19 protein-coding genes are annotated in these 19,348 nt (G+C 69.0%); 15 read left to right on the forward strand and 4 right to left on the reverse strand.

Going from position 1 to position 19,348, the window contains the following annotated elements; all coding sequences use genetic code 11:
- The first annotated feature begins 20 nt into the window (after nucleotides 1-20).
- Complete coding sequence (locus A5775_RS01940; protein ID WP_067246568.1) at nucleotides 21-1,376, forward strand: TIGR01777 family oxidoreductase; 1,356 nt, start codon at nucleotides 21-23, stop codon at nucleotides 1,374-1,376.
- A 12-nt stretch (nucleotides 1,377-1,388) separates the two neighbouring features.
- Here the strand turns inward: A5775_RS01940 and A5775_RS01945 are convergent, their stop codons facing one another.
- Nucleotides 1,389-2,072 (reverse strand): phosphodiesterase, encoded by a 684-nt coding sequence (locus A5775_RS01945; RefSeq protein ID WP_067247197.1) that lies wholly within the window; start codon nucleotides 2,070-2,072, stop codon nucleotides 1,389-1,391.
- Nucleotides 2,073-2,144: 72 nt separating this feature from the next.
- Nucleotides 2,145-2,885, reverse strand: a complete 741-nt coding sequence (locus A5775_RS01950; RefSeq protein WP_067246571.1) for a hypothetical protein — start codon at nucleotides 2,883-2,885, stop codon at nucleotides 2,145-2,147.
- Between the two features lie 333 nt (nucleotides 2,886-3,218).
- On the opposite strand from A5775_RS01950, the gene A5775_RS01955 reads away from it, so the two are divergent.
- From A5775_RS01955 to A5775_RS02005, 11 genes are all read left to right on the forward strand, one after another.
- Nucleotides 3,219-3,650: an STAS domain-containing protein gene (locus A5775_RS01955; protein ID WP_067246574.1), complete on the forward strand. Its 432-nt coding sequence runs from the start codon at nucleotides 3,219-3,221 to the stop codon at nucleotides 3,648-3,650.
- A 293-nt stretch (nucleotides 3,651-3,943) separates the two neighbouring features.
- Nucleotides 3,944-5,068 (forward strand): polyprenyl synthetase family protein, encoded by a 1,125-nt coding sequence (locus A5775_RS01960; RefSeq protein WP_197512303.1) that lies wholly within the window; start codon nucleotides 3,944-3,946, stop codon nucleotides 5,066-5,068.
- A 28-nt stretch (nucleotides 5,069-5,096) separates the two neighbouring features.
- Nucleotides 5,097-6,617, forward strand: coding sequence for a phytoene desaturase family protein (gene crtI, locus A5775_RS01965; protein WP_067246581.1), 1,521 nt, complete (start codon nucleotides 5,097-5,099; stop codon nucleotides 6,615-6,617).
- Nucleotides 6,614-7,567 carry a phytoene/squalene synthase family protein gene (locus tag A5775_RS01970; RefSeq protein ID WP_067246586.1) on the forward strand — a complete coding sequence of 318 codons (954 nt, stop codon included), beginning with the start codon at nucleotides 6,614-6,616 and terminating at the stop codon, nucleotides 7,565-7,567. Before crtI ends, A5775_RS01970 begins: the two co-directional genes overlap by 4 nt.
- The gene (locus A5775_RS01975) at nucleotides 7,564-7,887 is read left to right on the forward strand and encodes a lycopene cyclase domain-containing protein (RefSeq protein ID WP_067246590.1); all 324 of its coding nucleotides are present in this window, start codon (nucleotides 7,564-7,566) and stop codon (nucleotides 7,885-7,887) included. Before A5775_RS01970 ends, A5775_RS01975 begins: the two co-directional genes overlap by 4 nt.
- Nucleotides 7,884-8,195: a lycopene cyclase domain-containing protein gene (locus tag A5775_RS01980; protein WP_067246593.1), complete on the forward strand. Its 312-nt coding sequence runs from the start codon at nucleotides 7,884-7,886 to the stop codon at nucleotides 8,193-8,195. The genes A5775_RS01975 and A5775_RS01980 overlap by 4 nt, the downstream gene beginning before the upstream one ends.
- Entirely contained in the window at nucleotides 8,182-8,907 is a 726-nt protein-coding gene (locus A5775_RS01985; protein WP_067246596.1) for a class I SAM-dependent methyltransferase, read from the forward strand. Before A5775_RS01980 ends, A5775_RS01985 begins: the two co-directional genes overlap by 14 nt.
- Complete coding sequence (locus A5775_RS01990) at nucleotides 8,904-10,436, forward strand: FAD-dependent oxidoreductase (RefSeq protein ID WP_067246601.1); 1,533 nt, start codon at nucleotides 8,904-8,906, stop codon at nucleotides 10,434-10,436. Before A5775_RS01985 ends, A5775_RS01990 begins: the two co-directional genes overlap by 4 nt.
- Nucleotides 10,433-11,437: a DUF5914 domain-containing protein gene (locus A5775_RS01995; RefSeq protein ID WP_067246605.1), complete on the forward strand. Its 1,005-nt coding sequence runs from the start codon at nucleotides 10,433-10,435 to the stop codon at nucleotides 11,435-11,437. Before A5775_RS01990 ends, A5775_RS01995 begins: the two co-directional genes overlap by 4 nt.
- A gap of 96 nt (nucleotides 11,438-11,533) precedes the next feature.
- Nucleotides 11,534-11,893, forward strand: a complete 360-nt coding sequence (locus A5775_RS02000) for a DUF2784 domain-containing protein (protein ID WP_067246608.1) — start codon at nucleotides 11,534-11,536, stop codon at nucleotides 11,891-11,893.
- Between the two features lie 467 nt (nucleotides 11,894-12,360).
- Nucleotides 12,361-12,927: a MarR family winged helix-turn-helix transcriptional regulator gene (locus A5775_RS02005; protein WP_067246611.1), complete on the forward strand. Its 567-nt coding sequence runs from the start codon at nucleotides 12,361-12,363 to the stop codon at nucleotides 12,925-12,927.
- Nucleotides 12,928-12,945: 18 nt separating this feature from the next.
- Here A5775_RS02005 and A5775_RS02010 read toward each other — a convergent pair whose 3' ends face one another.
- On the reverse strand, nucleotides 12,946-14,196 hold the full coding sequence (locus A5775_RS02010) for a glycosyltransferase (protein ID WP_067246614.1): 1,251 nt from the start codon (nucleotides 14,194-14,196) through the stop codon (nucleotides 12,946-12,948).
- An 11-nt stretch (nucleotides 14,197-14,207) separates the two neighbouring features.
- A complete protein-coding gene (fni, locus tag A5775_RS02015; protein ID WP_067246617.1) occupies nucleotides 14,208-15,254 on the reverse strand; it encodes a type 2 isopentenyl-diphosphate Delta-isomerase in 1,047 nt (348 codons plus the stop codon).
- A 143-nt stretch (nucleotides 15,255-15,397) separates the two neighbouring features.
- Here fni and A5775_RS02020 point away from each other — a divergent pair, with 143 nt between their 5' ends.
- The 3 genes from A5775_RS02020 to A5775_RS02030 are packed head-to-tail and all read left to right on the forward strand — an operon-like array spanning nucleotide 15,398 to nucleotide 19,316.
- Nucleotides 15,398-17,500 (forward strand): MMPL family transporter, encoded by a 2,103-nt coding sequence (locus A5775_RS02020; RefSeq protein ID WP_197512304.1) that lies wholly within the window; start codon nucleotides 15,398-15,400, stop codon nucleotides 17,498-17,500.
- Complete coding sequence (locus tag A5775_RS02025; RefSeq protein WP_067247200.1) at nucleotides 17,497-17,976, forward strand: TspO/MBR family protein; 480 nt, start codon at nucleotides 17,497-17,499, stop codon at nucleotides 17,974-17,976. Before A5775_RS02020 ends, A5775_RS02025 begins: the two co-directional genes overlap by 4 nt.
- An 11-nt stretch (nucleotides 17,977-17,987) precedes the next feature.
- A complete protein-coding gene (locus tag A5775_RS02030; protein WP_067246621.1) occupies nucleotides 17,988-19,316 on the forward strand; it encodes a deoxyribodipyrimidine photo-lyase in 1,329 nt (442 codons plus the stop codon).
- The last annotated feature ends 32 nt before the right edge of the window (nucleotides 19,317-19,348 follow it).

Here is a 19,348-nt window from a genome sequence, read left to right on the forward strand (position 1 = left end):
AGCTTTCTAACGTTTCAGGCATGGCCCTGGACTATTCGAGCGTGGTGCACGCGCCGATCACCGACGTCTTCGATTGGCATGCCAGGCCGGGAGCTTTCCACCGGCTCTCGCCGCCGTGGCAGCCGATGCGGCTCGTCGCCGAGGCGTCCTCCCTCGAGGACGGCCGCGCCACGCTGGCGCTGCCCGGCGGCCTGCGCTGGGTCGCGGTGCATCAGCCGGACGGCTACGACCCGCCGCGCCGGTTCGTCGACACCATCGGTGGTGACGGCCTGGCCACGCTTCCGGTACGAATGGCGGTGCGCTGGCGCCACACCCACGAATTCGAAGATATCGGTGATGGCCGCACCCGGGTGATCGACCGCGTCGACACAAGAGTGCCCGCATCGCTGTTGCGGCCCATGTTCGACTACCGGCATCACCAGCTGGCCGACGATTTGGCCGCCCACCGGCTGGCCGCCGAGAACGGTCTGAAGCCGTCGACGATCGCCATCACCGGATCGTCGGGGCTGGTCGGTTCGGCGCTGACGGCGTTTCTGCGCACCGGCGGCCATCGGGTAATCCAGCTGGTCCGGCGCAGCGCACGCGGCACAGACGAACGGCGGTGGGATCCGGACGATCCCGACCCGCAGCTGCTCGCGGGAGTCGACGCGGTCATCCATTTGGCGGGCGCTTCGATCGCCGGACGGTTCACCGAAAGGCACCGGACCGCCATCCGGGACAGCAGGATTGAACCCACCCGGCGGCTTGCCGAACTGCTGGGCCGTAGCGACCCGCGGCCGGCCGTGCTGATCTCGGCGTCGGCGATCGGCTATTACGGCTACGACCGTGGCGATGAGACGCTCGCCGAGGACGGCGAACGCGGTGACGGATTCCTGGCCGACGTGGTGGCAGGCTGGGAAGAGGCGACCACGCCCGCCCGGCAGGCCGGCCTGCGTGTGGTGCGGGTGCGCACCGGCATCGTCCAATCGCCGCGCGGCGGCACGCTGAAGCTGATGCGTCCCCTGTTCACCGCCGGGCTCGGGGGCCGGCTCGGCGACGGGCGACAATGGCTGTCCTGGATCGGCATCGACGATCTCGTCGACGTGTATCACCGTGCGCTGTGGGACACGACGCTGTCGGGGCCGGTGAACGCCGTTGCGCCGCAGCCGGTCCGCAACACCGGATACACGTCTACCCTGGCGAAGGTATTACACCGTCCAGCGGTGTTGCCGGTGCCGTCGCTGGCGCCGCGGCTCTTGCTCGGCGGGCAGGGCGCCCGCGAACTGGCCTGCGCGAGTCAGCGGGTGGCTCCTCGCAAGCTCGTCGCGGCCGGTCACCGGTTTCGCCAACCCGATCTGGACCAGGTGCTGCGTCACCTGTTGGGGCGCACCGGTTGACGATGCGGTGGGTTATTCATCGGCATCCCTACCCTCACGGCTCTGCCGATATGCGCGGGCGCGCAGATCGGTGAGCCAGCGCGGGCGCAGGCTCACCCCGGGCGCGGTGTTGACCACCGGATCAAACGACACGTCTTGATGTCGTTCCGGATCGACGGCGGTCGTCAGCGTCAAGTGCGCTAATGGCGTGAAATCACCTCTGCCGCAAGCCTGGTCGACTGCGATCTCGATCTTCCCGCGCTCGAGGCGCTCGCGGACGCTGTCCAGCGACAGGCCGGTGCCGCCGATGTCGTTCGGAGTCCGGGCTCGCAGCCACCAATTGTTGCCCTGAAAGTGCGACGGCATCAGCGTGGTCAGGGTCTGACCGCTCCACGACGCGGTCGGCCGCAGCGCCACCGCACGGGACAGCACCCCGGATCCCGACGAGACCAGCAATATGTCCCAGGGCGTGGCCGCGGGATCCGCAGGGGGTAGCCGGAAGGCCAGGCCGATGAAGTCGGGCAGCGGCCCGGGCGTGCCGCTGGCCTTGGACACTCGGGCAACGACCTCCGACGAAGGCATCGGCAAGCCCTGGCCCACGGGGGCAACGCGTTCGACGAAGCCTTCCGCCAGCACGCCGCTGGGATGAAACAACCGCTTGCCCCGGATCGCGGAGCCCCACTGGAACGGCACCGTCACAAGATCTAAAACACCCACCGGCGGCGAGTTCCCGTTCTGCGCCGCCGGAAACACGCCCTGCGCCCCCCTGTGCTTGGGACCGCGGGACAGTTACGGCGCGGCAAAAGCGTGAGCGCCGGTGTGCCAGTTGATCATGCGCAGAGCGGGCAACTGTTGCTGCGCGCCCGCGGAGTGGCTGTCGATGTAGACCTGCGCCATGACCGCCTGCCACGACTCGAACTGGGGCGAGGACCTGAACATTCCCTCGTAGAGCCCCACGATGACGGCATTGTTGTCGTCGGTCAGGGCGTAGACCGGGCCCCCGAAGTCACGACCGTCCACCACCATGTCGGCGATGGCGAAACGGCCGTTGGCGACCGTGCTGACGGAGCCGCAGCGTTGCCCGGTCGAGCGGCGCAGCTGACACACGGGCAGACCCGGCTGCGCGCGCAGCCCGGGCGTGGATCGCAGCTGGCGGCCCGTGGGCAACACATCCGAGGCCGTGACATTATTTGCAAGAGCGATGACTTCGTATTCCACCGGCAGCATCGAGGCGTCAGCAGCCGAGTCCGTGTCGACTTGCCGTCGGCCGAGGACCACGTCGCCGATCGGCTTGCGGTCGCGGTCAGTCACCATCGACTGCCCACCGTCGCATTGGCCGCTGGTCAGGGCAACACGGAGCCGCGGCTCGACCATTCCGAGCATGCACACCGCGTTGCCCTGGCGAATCTCCATTCCCGGAAACACCGTGATTCCTGGGTCGGCGCCGGCCCATCCCGGCGTGCCGATGAGCATCATCGTGGCAGCGGGCACAACCGCTAACCGCCACCAGCGGCGGCCGAGCTTTTCCATTGGGCCGCACCACCCCTCGCGTCCGTCAAGGGATTCGTCGCGTTTGTGACGTGGCCCGCGTATACCCTTCGGCCGCGCGGCCAAACGCGCTTTCATCACCGGATTCACCAGCGGCCGGGCCGCCGCGCCCACCGGCCAAAAAACGAAACGCTGCTACTGAGCGATGGCGTCGCCGCTAGGCTGCTGTCAGGTTGAGTTCACAGCTGCGTCTCTAGCGGGAGCGGTGTGCAAACACTGGTCACTCCCCTTTCACCACCACCGATAGGCGCTGCAATGGCTGCTCCTCACTCCGCGAATTCGGCGGACCACCATGATCCCGCACGCTGTCGCCACATGGCCCAATTCGCCAGGGCACACGTATTCGTCTATGCGCGCTGCCTCGCCACGGTGGTGCGCATCGACGGCGAGATCGATGCCTCGAATGCAAAAGACCTCGCCGAAGCTATTCGCAGCTTCGCCCGGCTCAAGACCCCCGTGGTCGTCGATTTGAGCCGGCTGCGCTTCATCAGCGTCGACGGCTTTCAGGCGCTGCTGTTCGTCAACGACGAGCTCCGCAAAGCGCGCGTGCACTGCAGCGTGGTCACCGGCACGGCGCTGCGGCCGCTGCTGCGCATTGTGCACGACAACGGGTTGGCGACCACCGACTCGGTACCGGAAGCCTTTCAAGCCATCGAAGACATGCTTGCGGCGCGGCGAAGGTTGCTGGCCGACCTGCCTCGGCTTCGACGGCCGCGGATTCAGGTCGGCCGCAGCGCCGCTTCGTGATGCCACCCGCGTTAAAGCACTGCACGAGTTAGTGTTTCGGCCCATCACGAGGTTCCACCCTGCGGATGGCGCGGCAAGGCCGGCGGTCGCCGCTTCGGCCGGCGCGGGACGGCCGAGCTTCACAAAATGAATGTTTAAGTTATTGAACAATGCGGTATGTCCTACCGGGCGGAGCTGGGCGGAGCCTGGTGGCTCACGCCGTGGTTTGCCCGCCTCGTCGGTGGGTATGACCGCGTGTACCGGACCGCAGGCCCGGTCATTCCAGGCCGTCCGGGAGGGAGCGCTTGGGCACCATGGGAGCTTTGTCAATTTCGCCCGCCGCCGCGTCACCGCCGGCGGTGACGGGCTGCTCAGGCACTGACAACTTCGGCGAGTGGCGGTCGAACCTGCGGCGGATGGTGTTGGTCGAGGTCGCCGAGTTTGTCGCCGAGCGGCGCGTCGCCGAACTGGGCGGGGCGGGTATCGAAGCGGTCGGCGACATCCTGACCGACTTCGTCTCCGGCGGCAAATGCCTGCGGTCGACGTTCATGTACTTGGGGTGGCTGTGCGGTGCGCCGCCAAACCCGGCAGCGTTGCGGGCCGCGGCGAGTTTTGAGTTGGTGCACGCCTTCGCGCTGCTGCAAGACGACGTCATGGACGGCGCCGACGTGCGGCGCGGCCGCCCGTCGGCGCATCGGCAATTCGGGCAGTGGCACCGGGAGCGCGGATTGCCCGGCCCCTCACGGCGATTCGGCGAGTCGGCCGCGATCCTGCTCGGCGACCTGTGCCTGATCTGGGCCGAGCAGATGCTGCGCGACAGTGGACTCGACCCCCGACGGCTGCAACGGGCGTGGCCGCGCTATGACGCGATGCGCACCGAGCTCGCCGTGGGACAGTTCGCCGACCTGACCAACGACGCGCGGCAGGCGCCCGGGCTGGAATTCGTGCTCGACGTGGCACGGCGTAAATCGGGCAACTACACGGTGCGCCGGCCCCTGGAGATCGGGGCGGCCATGGCCGGCTGCGACGCTCACACGCTGTCCCAACTGGGCCGCTACGGCCGCGCCGTCGGCGAGGCGTTCCAGCTCCGCGACGACGTGCTCGGCGTCTTCGGGTCCCCCGCGGTGACGGGTAAGCCCGGCGCGGGAGATCTGCTCGAGCGCAAGGCAACCAGCGTCGTGGTGACCGCCTACCAACTGGCCGACCCGTCGACCCGTCGTGAACTCACCGAGCTGGCGAATCGTGAAGCCCTCGGGGACGACGCGATCGACAGGTGGAAAGCGCTGATCATCGAGACCGGGGCCGTGGGGCTGATCGAACAGATGATCAGCGACCGCGTCGCTTCCGCGCGCGCCCACCTCGGCGACTCGCCGATCGGGGAACCCGTTCGCATCGCGCTGGCCGACATGGCCGCGGCCTGTACGGATCGCGCCGTATGAGTAACAGCGACTCGGGAGTCCGCTGACCATGCGGACTATCGAAGGACGCGCCGACCACGTCGTGGTGATCGGCGCCGGCCTGGCCGGCCTGTCCGCGGCGCTGCACCTGGCCGGTCGGGGGCGCGCGGTCACCGTGGTGGAACGTGAGCCATGGCCGGGCGGGCGGGCCGGCCGGCTCGACATCGACGGGTACCGGATCGACACCGGGCCAACGGTGCTCACCATGCCGGACATCATCGACGAGACGTTCGCGGCCGTCGGCGAGACCCGGTCCGACCGGCTGGAGCTGTTGACGGTCGATCCCGCCTACCGCGCTGTGTTCGCCGACGGCTGCGCGCTTGATGTGCACAGTGACGCAGAGCGGATGGCCGACGCGATCGCTGAGTTCGCCGGCGCCGGGCAGGCGGCGGGCTACCGGCGGCTACGGGAGTGGCTGACGAGGTTGTACCGCACCGAATTCGACGGGTTCATCGGTGCCAATTTCGATTCCCCGCTCTCGCTGCTCACCCCACAGCTGGCGCAGCTGACCGCGATCGGCGGCTTCCGCAAATGGGACCGCATGATCAAGCGGCACATCAGCGATCCGCGGCTGCAGCGGATCTTCACCTTTCAGTCGCTGTATGCCGGGGTGGCGCCGCGTGACGCCCTGGCGGTCTACGCGGTCATCGCCTACATGGACACCATCTCGGGCGTGGTGTTTCCGCGAGGCGGCGTGCGCGCGCTGCCGGACGCGCTGGCCGCCGGCGCCGCCGATGCCGGCGTCCGATTCTGTTACGGCGCAACGGTTACCGCGCTCGAACAATCCGGCGGTCGGGTCAGGGCCGTACTCACCGAACAGGCCGGGCGCATCTCGTGCGACGCGGTCGTGCTGACCACCGAACTGCCCCAGACCTACGCGCTGCTGGGCCGCACACCGCGTCGCGCCGTGCGGCTGCGAGCCTCACCGTCGGCGGTGGTGGTTCATCTGGGTTGTCCCACGGTTGCTCTCGACACGGCCCACCACACGATCCTGTTCGGCGAGGCATGGGATCAGACCTTCACCGACATCATCCGCGACGGCCGAGTCATGGCCGATCCGTCGTTACTGGTGACCCGCCCGACGGCCGGCGACCCAGCGCTGGCTCCCGCGGGACGCGATCTGCTCTATGTCCTGGCCCCGGCGCCGAACCTGGAGCGGGGCTCCATCGATTGGTCACGAGCCGGCGCCGCCTACACCGACAACCTCATCGCACACGTCGCGGACCGGCTGCTACCCGGATTGGGGCAGGACGCAACGATTCTCGACGTCGTCACCCCCGCCGATTGGGCTCGCCAGGGCATGGCCGCCGGCAGCCCGTTCGCGCTGGCCCACACCTTCGGCCAGACCGGCCCGTTCCGTCCGGCCAACATGGTCGGTGGCATCGACAACGCGGTGCTCGCCGGGTCCTCGACGGTGCCCGGCGTCGGCGTGCCGACCACCCTGATATCCGGGCGCCTCGCCGCGGACCGCATCACCGGCGTTGCCAAGCGCTCAAGGGCCAACCTCGACATGAAAGCCGGTTCGCCATGATGCGCAGCGAATTGGCCGCGGCCGGAATCGACGATCCGCGGCTGCGCGAGGGATATCGCCGGTGCCGGGAACTCAATGCCGCCCATGGCCGCACCTTCTTCCTGGCCACCCGGCTGCTTGCGCCCGACCAACGTCCACCCGTGCACGCGCTGTACGGCTTCGCCCGCTACGCCGACGACATCCTCGACGACCTCGATCCGCAGACAGACATTTCCAGTCGTGGCAGGCGGCTGCAGCAACTGTCCGAGCGCTTCTTCTCCGACGGCTCTCACCTCGACGATCCGCTGGTGGCGGCGGTGACCCACACCGTGCGGCGCTACCAGATCAGCGCCGGGCTCTTCGAGGACTTCCTGACGTCGATGCGAATGGACCTCACGGTCACCGACTATCCCGACCGCGGAGCGCTCAACCTCTACATGCGGGGCTCCGCGGAAGCGATTGGGCTGCAAGTACTCCCGATCCTGGGGACGGTGACGCCGGCCGAGGAGGCCGCGCCCTATGCCGCGGCGCTGGGCCGGGCCTTCCAGCTCACCAACTTCCTGCGCGATGTCGACGAGGATTTGGTGCGCGGCCGGGTTTACCTGCCGGCCGACGAACTCGCCGCCGACGGGGTCGATCGGGAGCTGTTGGAGTGGTGTCACACGCACCGCCGTACCGACGCCCGGGTGCGCCGCGCCCTGGCCGCGCAGCACGAAATTGCCCGTCAGACTTATCGATTCGCTACGGCGGGAATCGCCACCCTCGCGCGTCGCTCACGGCCGTGCGTGGCAACGGCGGCCGCGTTGTACGCAGAAATCCTGGACTGCATCGAAAGAAGCGAGTTCGCGGTGTTCGACCGCCGGGCCACCGTGAGCAAGGCTCGACGGCTTCGGGTCGCCGGTGCGGGACTGATACGGTCGTGGCGGGCGCGAAATGGCGAGCGGGACGATGTCAACTCGGGGGCCGCATGAGCGATCGGTGGCAATACCTCGCGGTGCTGGCCGCATGCCTGCTGATCACCGCGCCACTGGAGACGTTGGGACCCGGCGTCTACCGGCAATGGCGACGCTTCCTCAAGGCGGTACTTCCGGTCGCCGCGGTGTTCCTGGTCTGGGACGAGATCGCGGTCGCCGCACACGTGTGGACCTACGATGGCGCGTACCTCAGCGGCTTGAGCATCCCGTTTCGGGTGCCGATCGAGGAGGTGCTGTTCTTTCTCGTCATTCCCGCATGCGCGCTGCTGACCTACAACGCCGTGAGCGCCATCCTGGCAAAGGTGCACCGGCGATGACCGGCCTTGGCTACGCCCTGCCCGCCGCGCTGGCGGTATTCGCTGTCTGCGCACTGGAATTCGCGGTGCTGCGCACCGGGCTCTTCCGCCGGCCGGCGTACTGGCTGTCGATGCTGATCGTCCTCGGCTTCCAGATCCCGGTCGACGGATGGCTGACGAAGCTCAGCTCGCCCATCGTCATCTACGACGATCGGCAGCTGAGCGGGCTGCGCTTTCCGTTCGACATTCCGGTCGAAGACTTTCTGTTCGGCTTCGCGTTGGTCACCGCGGTGCTGTTGCTGTGGGAACGGCAACGTGCGCGTCGGTGATGCGGGGCCCGCCCCCGCCGACCTGGCAGCCGCGTTCGACGCGGGCGCCGCGGCCTACGATCGGCTGGTCGGCGCCAGCCCGGGCTACCACGAGCAGCTGCTGTTGTCCGCGCGCCGGATGCGGATTCCGGCCCGCGGCAAGGGCTTACGGTTGCTCGACGCCGGGTGCGGGACGGGGGCGTCGACGGCGGCTCTGCTCGCCGTCGCGCCCGGAGCCGACATCGTCGCCGTGGACTCGTCGCGCGGAATGCTCGATGCGGCGCGCGCGAAGGACTGGCCCGCGACGGTGCGCTTCGTCCACACTCCCGTCGAACAGTTGGCGAAGCATGGGATCACCGGGCCATTCGACGGCATCCTGGCCGCCTACCTGATCCGCAACGTCGCCGACCGCGACGACCAACTGCGCAAGTTCCGCATGCTGTTGCACCCGGGTGGCACCCTGGCGGTGCACGAGTATTCGGTGCGCGACTCCCGCGCCGCCACCCGCATCTGGCACGCGGTCTGTTGGGGCATCATCATCCCGTCCGGGTGGTGGCGCACCCGCGACACCGCGCTGTATCGCTACCTATGGCGCAGCGTGCTGGCGTTCGACGGCGCCGCGCGGTTCCGGTCCCGCCTCGCCGACGCCGGCTTCACCGCCGTGCACAGCGAGACCATGCCCGGCTGGGAAGCCAACATCGTGCACACCTTTCTGGCGGATGCGCCGTCATGACCGCGCCCACCGATCGTCGCCGCCGAACACTGCCCGCACCAACGGGATTGCCTGACGCCGGTGCGCTGCCGTCGCGCCCCCGGGTCGCCGTCATCGGCGGCGGGATCGCGGGCCTGACAGCCGCCACCGGACTCGCTGAGCGCGGCGTCGCCGTCGACGTCATCGAACGCGAGCATTACCTCGGCGGTCGGGTCGGCGGTTGGACAGAGCGCGACGGCGGTGTCGACCTCGCGATGAACCGCGGCTTCCACGCGTTCTTCCGGCAGTATTACAACTTGCGCGCCCTGCTGAGACGGATTGATCCCCGATTGCGGATGCTCAGCGCCGTCGAGGATTACCCGCTCATCGACGGGGCGGGACGGCGCGACAGCTTCCGCGGACTACCGCGCACCCCGCCGTGGAACGCCATCGTCTTCGCGGCGCGGAGTCCGACGTTTCGGCTTCGCGACTTCACCCGCATCGACGCCCGCGCCGCCGCGCCGCTGGCCGCGGTGTCGGTGCCCGGCACCTACGAGCGCCTCGACCACACCGACGCCGCGGCATTCCTCGAGGACATCCGATTCCCCGAGGCCGCACGGCATCTGGCGTTCGAGGTGTTCTCCCGCAGCTTCTTCGCCGACCCCGCCAGGCTGTCCGCGGCCGAGTTGGCGACGATGTTCCACATCTACTTCCTGGGATCGGCCGAGGGCCTGATCTTCGACGTCCCGCGCGCGAACTACGACAGCGCGTTGTGGCAGCCCTTGTGCGGTTACCTCGAAGGGCACGCGGTGCGGTTTCGGCTCGGCACCAGCGCCCTGAGCATCGACGCGGACCCGGCGGGCGGCTTTCGCGTGCACACCAATTCCGACGAGCAGCTCGACGTCGATGCCGTGGTGCTGGCCACCGACGTCGCGGGCTTGCAGCGGATCGTGGCCGCCTCGAGCGGCCTGGGCACCGATGACTGGCGGGCCCAGATCTCGCGGCTGCACACCGCGCCGCCGTTCGCCGTGCACCGGTTCTGGCTCGACCGTCCCGTCTCGGCGCGACGGCCGGCGTTTCTGGGCACGGCCGGGCACAAGCCGTTGGACAACATCAGCGTGTTGGAACGCTACGAACGCGAGGCCAGCACGTGGGCGCGCGCGCAGCACGGTTCCGTGGTCGAATTGCATTCCTACGCGCTGGATTCGGCGCCGTCACGCGCCGCGGCGCTACGCCAGCTGCACTCGGTGTACCCGGAAACAGCGGCGGCGCAGATCGTTCACGAGCGGCTGCTGCACCGCAGCGACTGCCCGCTTTTCGCGCCGGGCACCTTTTCGGACCGCCCAGCGGTGATCACCCCGGCGCCGGGCCTGATGTTGGCCGGCGACGCCATCCGGATCGACTTGCCGGTGGCGCTGATGGAGCGCGCCGCCACCACCGGCTGGTGCGCCGCGAACCAACTGCTGCAACGCTGGGGACTGGCCGGACACCCGTTGTCCACGGTGCCCACCCACGGCCGCTCACCACTGCTGCGATGGCTCGCCACCCGCGAGAGAGCCACCCGGCGATGAATATCCGCGACCAGCTGCAAAGCCTGCGGGCACGGTCCAAAGACTGGCCCCTGCAGGTGATCCCGCGCGTGTCGTGGGCCGATCAGCACCCGACCTATCGCGACGCACAACCCGCCATCATCGAGGCGGCGCTGCGACGTTCCCAGCACCGACCTACCGGCAACTGGTATGCGTTCGCCGCCAGCCGCCAGGTGGTCGGCGGGCGGCCGTTCGGCGCGCGTGTCGCCGGGGTCGAGGTTGTCGCCTGGCGCGACGAGCAGCACCGGTTGTGCGTGGGACCGCGCACCTGCCCGCATCTGGGGGCCGACCTCGCCACCGGCAAGGTGCACCGGGGCGCGCTGGTGTGCCGGTGGCACGGGCTGACCCTGGACGGGCGCGCCCGTGAATTCGGTTGGAGCCCACTACCCGGTCACGACGACGGCACCCTGGTCTGGGTGCGCCTCGATGCGGTCGGACGGGAGGCGCCACTGGAGCTTCCGGTCATTGCGGACCGGCCGACCGGCGACACCCTGGCCGCCGTCGCCAGCATGGATGGCGTCTGCGAGCCGATCGACATCATTGCCAACCGGCTCGATCCGTGGCACGGCGCTTGGTTTCACCCGTACTCGTTCACCCGCCTCGAGGTGCTCACCACGCCGACAGAACAGGCCGACCGCTTCATGGTGGCGGTGACCTTCCGGATGGGACGGCTGGGGGTGCCCGTCGTCGCGGAGTTCAGTTGCCCGGAGGCCCGCACGATCGTCATGCGCATCGTGGATGGCGAGGGGTCGGGCAGCGTCGTCGAAACCCATGCCACCCCAATCGGTTTAGGCCCCGACGGCCGTCCCCGCACCGCCGTTCTGGAGGCCACCATCGCACATTCGGGGCGGCCCGGGTTCAAGCGGGCCGCTCGGTTGGCGCCGCTGATCACACCGCTCATGCGCGTCGCGTCCAGCAGGCTCTGGCGCGACGACCTCGCCTACGCCGAGCGCCGCTATCAGGTACGCACCGCACGCGGATGACCCACAGCGGTGCGGCGCCCGTGCAAGAATTGTCGGATCAGTTCCGCACCCGGGTCCGCCTCGGCTGCCACGAGGCGCTATGCTGCCGCGGTCGCAGTGACCGTCGGCGCGCACCTTGCGTACCTGCTGTATGTGCCTGGCGGCGGCTTTCTGGCATTGCGCTGGCCGCGCACCATGGTGCTGCACGTGCCGGCCGTCGGTTGGGGCATCGCGGTTGTCGCGCTCAGGCTTCCGTGCCCATTGACGACGCTGGAATCGTGGGCGCGCCGTCGCGCGAAGATGGATCCGCTGCCGGCGTCGGGCTTCGTCGACCAGTATGTCGCAGGTCATTTCGTGCCGACCGGGCGCATCGGTGCCGCGCAGGCCTTGGCGTTCAGCGCGGCGGGCGTGTCATGGTGCGTCCTCGCGCGGCGGAGTCTGCGGCCCCGGACGCGGGCCGTCGGCACGGGCGGCTGACCGCCGCCACAGTAGCCACCCGGCGACCAGCACAAGTGCCGCCAACACGATCGCGGCGGGCCACATGGCCAGTTGGGCAAGCCACAAACGCCGTTGCAGGCGGAGCGCTTTGCGCTGGGTGCGCCGCAGGCGTTGCGACGTCTCGATCACGGTCATCGCCCATCACATACCCGAGGCGCACGCGTTCAAACCACAGGCCGCCGCGGTCGGTAGGCCCAACGACTTGACTATTAACTATGTGAATCGTATCGGCGATTCGTGCCCAGCTCAGCGGGAATCACCGACGCGTTCGAAACTCACCGGCCACGCCGACCTCCAACTCGACGCGGCGGTGTCGCCTCCAACCACCGGCTAAGCCACGGTGATCCGACAGGGGTGCCGTAGGCTGAGGGCCACCGACCGGACCAGGCCGCGCAGAGCGGTCCCGAAACGCAGGCCGGCGTATCTTGCAAGAAGGATGCGGGTAAGTGACCAAGCGCGGCGCCGCTGACGGGCGAATAGAACGAGCCGAACTCGAGAAGTTGATGTCGGCCGACATGCGCGCGATCACAGCACAGTCCGACCGCATCGGCCGGCACTTCGCGCGGCAAAACGAGGTCAGCGGCACCGACTTCCGCGCGCTGCTGCACATCATGGTCGCCGAAACCGCCGGAACGCCTTTGACGGCGGCGCAATTGCGCAGGCGCATGGATGTATCGCCCGCGGCGATCACCTATCTCGTGGACCGCATGATCGACGCCGGGCACGTCCGGCGCGAACCGGACCCGCAGGACCGCCGCAAGACGCTGCTGCGCTACGAGAAAGCGGGAATGGCGCTGGCGCGCTCATTCTTCACGCCCCTCGGCGCCGAGTTGCATACCGCCCTCGCCGACCTGCCCGACCGCGACTTGGCCGCCGCCCACCGGGTTTTCACGGCGATGGCCGAGGCGATGTCCACCTTCGAATCCACGCTCACCGCACCGCATCCCAAACGGACCGCCGCCCCGGAGGGGAGGCGCGCCCCGGCGAAACGCCGCGGCAGCGCGGTGCGCTGAGACGCACCGGCGGCCCGGCTAGTGCACCGGGCGCTCGACGGTGCGGCCCAACAGCCGCTGCTCGATCAGATCCGCTCCGCGGGCCACACCTCCGGTGGCGGCGAACCCGGCGGCGACCCGGCGCGCCCCGTCCGCCATCGTCATTGCCTGACGCACCTTCGCTTTCAGCCGCGCCGGTGTGAGGTCTTTCGCCCTCAGGCGGGTGCCGCACCGGGCGACCTCCACCCGCCGGGCGACTTCGGCCTGATCGCGGGCGAAGGGAACGACACAGACCGGTACGCCCCGGTCGAGAGCCTTCAGCGTGGTCCCCATTCCGCCATGCGTGATCGCGCAGGCGGCCTTCTTCAAAATGGCGGCATGCGGCGCGAACCGGCATACCGTCGCGTTGACGGGCCGAGGCAGATCGGCGGGTATGCCCGCCGGAAACGTCGCCACGACGTGAACGTCCTCGTCGGCCAGCGCGCGCAAGGCGATTCGCCCCAGCGGTTCGTCGGCCTGCCGCAGCGACGACGTGTTCACCAGCACGACCGGCCGGTCGAGGTCATCGATCCAACTCGGTGTCACGGTTTCGGTGGGCTCGAATACGCACGCGCCGATGTGGTGCACCACATCGCGCCAGCCGGGATGCCGATACTCGAAAGGCTCCCCTCCGACGGCCAGCATCAGCGGCGCGCGCCGCATGAAGCCGTCCACAGATTCCACCGGCGGCAGCCCCAGCTGCGCGCGAATTGCGTTGATGCGCGGCAGCATTGGCCGGTCGAACAGGTACCTCACGATCGGGCGCACCGTGGCGTCCCGGACCTCGCCGACGACGCCGGCCAGGGGCCGCAGCCCCGGCCCGAACGGTGGCACTCCCCGGGAGCGCAGGTACGGGGTAAACGGCGAAAACAGCAACCACGGAATTTCCCCGGCGTCGGCGGCCGACAAGGCACCCCAGCAGTTCGCGTCCACGATGACCGCATCCGGCCGAACCTCGGCCACCGCACGTCGCACGTCGTCGACCTCGAACACCGCGCGCCGGCACAGCACGTCGACGGATGAGGTCAAGACTTCCAACGCGTTTCGCGCCTGCCAGTCCCTTCCGACGATCGCCTCGATTCGCGGATCGACGGGCGCGGCGTGCACACCAACGGAGCGCATCGTCGAGACGCCGCTTGCCATGGTGCGCACATGAACGTCGTGACCCCGCCGGACGAGTTCGGTCAGCAGGGCGCCGACCGGCAGCAGATGCCCGAGTGCCGGCGAGCCGTACGCCAGGATGACAGCCACGTCGCGTGGATCTACGTCACGCGGACGAGGTCGACGTCGCGCAGCGCCGCAAGGTCGGCCGCACCGCAGCCGTGCAGGCACACCCGAAGCTCGTCGATGAACGGCTGCAGCCAATCCACGACGGCGGCGGTGGATTCGATCGCTGCCGCCAGCAGCGGCCGGGCCACCGCCACGACGTCGGCACCCAGCGCGATCGCCTTGGCCGCGTCCATCCCGGTTCGGATGCCGCCGGAAGCCACCAACGGGATCTCGGGCAGCGCCTCGCGCACCTCCAGGACCGCACGCGCGGTGGGGATGCCCCAGTCGGCCAACTCCGGGTGGCGCAGTTCGCCGTAACGCACGAACTGTTCGACCCGCGACCACGACGTGCCGCCGGCGCCCGCCACGTCAATTCCGGCAATCGGAAGCTTGCCTTCGGCCCCAAGGAGTTCCGCCACCGCGGCGCCGCCGATCCCGTGGCCGACCTCCTTGAGCAACACCGGGTAGCCGAGGACGTCGGCCGCTTCTCGCAGCCGGTCCACCGACCCGGAAAAGTCGGTGTCGCCGTTGTCTTGCATCGCTTCCTGCAACGGGTTGGTGTGGACGGCGAGGGCGTCGGCGCCGACCCGATCGAGGGCCTTCGCCAGATCGGGCACGGCCGCCTTCGCCAGTTGAGATAGTCCGATGTTGCCGAATAGCAAGGCATCTGGGGCGACATCGCGAACCGTGAAGCTGTCCGCGGCGCGCTCCCCCAGCGCGCTGTCGAGCATGATGCGCTGCGAGCCGAGCATCATACCGACGCCCAGCTGTTGCGCGGCCGCCGCCAGATTGCGGTTGATCGTCCCGGACAGCTCGGCGCCCCCGGTCATCGCGCCGATGAGGATCGGAGACAGCAGGTTGACGCCGAAAAACGAGGTGGACAGGTCGATGTCGCCCAAGCTGGTCTGCGTGAGGGCGTTATACGGCAATTGATACCGGTCCAGGCCGGTGGTGACCCCTTCATAACCGACCGGCTCGCCAAGGCACACATCGATGTGCCGCCGCTTGCGATTCCTCATCGCCCCACGGTCAGTGGTCATCGCCGGCAACCATCGCGTCCATCAATGTCTTTCCATCGCGTCCATAATGTCCATAGTGCCCCCTTTGCGCACCGCCATCACGACGCGATGGCGGTGCATCATTTCAGTTGATTAATGTTTAACAAACTGAAAGGGTTGTGTTCGTGGTGTGGGAACCCTTGGCCACCGCTGTCGCCGGCCGACGTTCGTGGCTGCTCGCGCTCGTCGCGGCCCTGCTGGGCATCGGCTTTTTGGTGTTCATCGGCGGGAACGCGGCTGCCGGCCAGTCGCCCCGGTCGCTACCCGACGACTCCCCATCGGCCGAAGTGGACGCGCTGTCCCGGCAGTTCCCCGGCGGCGACCGCGCCCCGCTGATCGTGGTGGTCAGCCGCGCCGACGGTGCGGTGCTGAGCCCTTCCGACGTCGGCGCCGCCCAGGCGGCCCGCGATCGCGCGCTGGCCGCAGCGCAACCCGGCGGCGCCGCGGCGCCCGCGCTGCCGTCGAAGGACGGAAAGGCCGTCCTGGGCATCGTGCCGATCAGCGCCAACCTGTCCGGGCTTGCCCTCGATCACACCGTCACCGCGCTGCGCACGGCCGCGGCGACGGGCCTGCCCGCTGACCTGCAGGTTCACGTCACCGGCGGCCCGGCGTTCGGCGCCGACATCGCCAGCGCCTTCACCAACGCCAACATCACCCTGCTCGCGGTGACGACGTCGGTGGTGGCGCTGCTGCTGATCGCCACCTACCGGTCCCCGGTGCTGTGGCTGGTCCCCTTGCTCGTCGTCGGATTCGCCGATCGGGTCGCCGCCGCGGCCGGCACGGCGGTGGCGTCGTGGACCGGGTTGAGCTTTGACGGCGCCACGTCCGGGATCACCAGCGTGCTGGTGTTCGGGGCAGGCACCAATTACGCGCTGTTGTTGATTTCTCGGTATCGCCAAGAGCTTCGGCGCCATTGCGGTCACCGTGACGCGTTGCGTCACGCCGTGCGCCGAGCGGGCCCGACCATCGTTGCCAGCAATGCCACCGTGGTGCTGGCGCTGCTCACGCTGCTGTTCGCCGCGACGCCGAGCACGCGCAGTCTGGGAGCGCTGGCGGCATGCGGACTCGTGGTCGCCGCGGTGTCGGTCCTGCTGATCCTGCCGCCATTGCTCGCCGTGTGCGGCCGGCGACTGTTTTGGCCGTTCATCCCGCACGCCGGGGAGGACGCGGCCGTAGATTCCGGTGCCTGGCGTCGCGTGGCGGAATGGGTGGCCCGTCGTCCCGGGTTGGTTGCGGTGGTCGCGATCGCGGTCCTGGCCGCCCTGGGCACGGGCTTGTGGGGGACCCGGATCGGGTTGTCGCAGACCGAGCAATTCCGCGTACGCGCGGATTCGGTGTCCGGCTATGCCGTTGTGGCCGAACACTTCCCGGCGGGCCTGGCCAACCCGACGCTGGTCGTCGCCCCCACAGCCAACGCGTCGTCCGTGCAGCAGGCGATCGCGGCCACTCCCGGGGTCGTCTCGGTGACCGAGTCCGGCCGCTCGGCGTCGGGGTTGACGAAGTGGTCGGTGGTGATCGACGCACCGCCGTCATCCAAACGGGCATTCGGTGTCGTTGCCGCACTGCGGGATTCGACCCGCGCCGCCGAAGCCGGTGCGCTGGTGGGCGGGGCCGACGCGCAGGCCCTCGACGTCCGGGACGCGGCCGCGCATGACCGCGTGCTGCTGATCCCGGCGATCCTGGCCGTCATCCTGGTCGTCCTCTACGTGTTGCTGCGCTCGGTCCTCGCGCCACCGACCCTGCTGGCCGCGACGATTCTGGGTGCGCTGGCCGCGCTGGGCATGGGCGGCTGGGCGAGTATCCACGTCTTCGGGTTTCCGGCACTGGACAACACCACGCCGTTGTTCGCGTTTTTGTTCTTGGCCGCCCTCGGCGTGGACTACACCATCTTTCTGGTCACCCGCGCCCGCGAGGAGTCCGCGCAGCACGGCTCCCGCGATGGGATGGTGCGCGCCGTCTCGGCCACCGGCGGCGTGATCACCAGCGCGGGCATCGTTTTGGCCGCGGTGTTCTGCGTGCTCGGGGTGTTGCCGTTGATCGTCCTGACCCAGTTGGGGATCATCGTCGGCCTGGGCATCCTGCTCGACACCTTCGTGGTGCGCACCCTGGTCATCCCGGCGTTGTTCGCCCTCATCGGCGACCGGATCTGGTGGCCCAACAGCCCTTCCTACACCGAACCCGTTGAGCAGCAAGCGGATCAGGCCCAATGCGAACGGAGTACACCGTGAACAAATCGATCTTGGGTGCGACAGCCCTGGGCGTCGCGGTAGCCGCCGGCGCCGGCAGCGTCGCCAGCGCCGACGCCGCCTCGTGGTGGTATTCGCGGCTTCGCAAGCCCGCATACCAGCCGCCCCCCGCCGCCTTCCCCACCGTGTGGACCACTCTTTACGCGGACATCGCGGCCACGTCGGCGGTGGCCCTCGACCGGTTTCGCGCAACCGGGCAGCATGACAAGGCGCGTAACTACGCCGCGGCGCTCGTGGTGAATCTGCTCCTCAACGCCGGGTGGAGTTGGCTTTTCTTTCGGTACCACAAGCTCGGCGCGGCTGCGGTGGGTGCCGCGGCGCTGACGGCCAGCAGTGCCGACCTGGTCAGGCGCACGGCCGACGCCAGTCCGCGGGGCGGGCTGGCGCTACTGCCCTATCCGGTGTGGTGCGGCTTCGCGACAGTCCTGTCCACCCACATCTGGCGGCTCAACCGTTAGGGGGTCGAATATTGCCCGCGCTGTTATGGTTTCGCCGCGATCTGCGGCTCGGTGATCACCCGGCGCTGCTCGCCGCGGCCGAGTGCGATGAGGTGCTCGCCTGCTTTGTGCTCGATCCGCGTTTGGAAAGCTCGTCGGGACGGCGCCGGTTGCAGTTCCTGGGTGACTCACTGCGGCGGCTGCACGACGACCTGGACGGCCGGCTGCTCGTCACCCGAGGGCAGCCCGACACCCTAATCCCCCGCATCGCCATGGAGATCGGCGCGTCGTCGGTGCACATCTCGCAAGACTTCGCACCGTTCGGCAAGCGCCGGGACGAACGGGTGCGGGCCGCGTTGGGCGCGGTGCCGCTGGTGGTGACGGGGTCGCCGTATCTCGTCGCGCCCGGACGTGTCACCAAGCCGGATGGCTCGCCCTACCAGGTGTTCACTCCGTTTTTGCGGCAGTGGCGCACAACCGGCTGGCGAGAGCCGGCGAAATCGAGCGCGGCGTCCACGCGCTGGCTGGATCCGGCGCGCCTGCGGATCGAGCACTGCGAAATCCCCGATCCCGGCGTCCCGCTCGATGTCGCCGCCGGCGAGGTGGTGGCACGCACACAGTGGAAGTCCTTCGTCGACAACGGATTGCGAAGCTACGCCGACGACCGCAACAGACCCGATCTCGAAGGCACCAGCCGGATGTCGGCGCACCTGAAGTTCGGCACCATCCACCCCCGCACCCTGGCCGCCGACCTGGACCTGCGCAGCGGTGGGGCGCAAGCGTACCTGCGGGAGTTGGCTTTCCGTGACTTCTATGCCGATGTGCTGCACCACTGGCCGGCGAGCGCGTGGCGCAACTGGAACGGCGATTTCGACGGCATCCGGACCGACTCCGGCGCCGAGGCCAAGCGCCGCTTCGAGGCGTGGAAGGCCGGCGAAACCGGTTTTCCTTTCGTCGACGCCGGGATGCGTCAGCTGCGGGAGACCGGATTCATGCATAACCGGGTGCGGATGGCCACCGCGTCGTTTCTGGTCAAGGATCTTCACCTGCCATGGCAGTGGGGCGCCGAATGGTTTCTAGACCAGCTCGTGGACGGGGACATGGCGAACAACCAGCATGGCTGGCAGTGGTGCGCCGGCTGCGGCACCGATGCCGCGCCCTACTTCCGGGTGTTCAACCCAATGACACAGGGCGAAAAATTCGACCCCACAGGCGATTACATCCGCCGTTGGGTGCCCGAGCTACGCTCCGCCGATGACGCGCATCTGCGCAAGGGTGAGCGGCCGGACGGTTACCCGCAGCCCATCGTCGAGCACGCCGCCGAGCGGGCCGAGGCGCTGCGGCGTTATCAGAGCATCTGAGCGAGCCGCGGCGTCGATGGCAGATCCCGAGA

The organism is Mycobacterium sp. 852002-10029_SCH5224772 (genome assembly GCF_001667315.1).
GTDB lineage: Bacteria > Actinomycetota > Actinomycetes > Mycobacteriales > Mycobacteriaceae > Mycobacterium.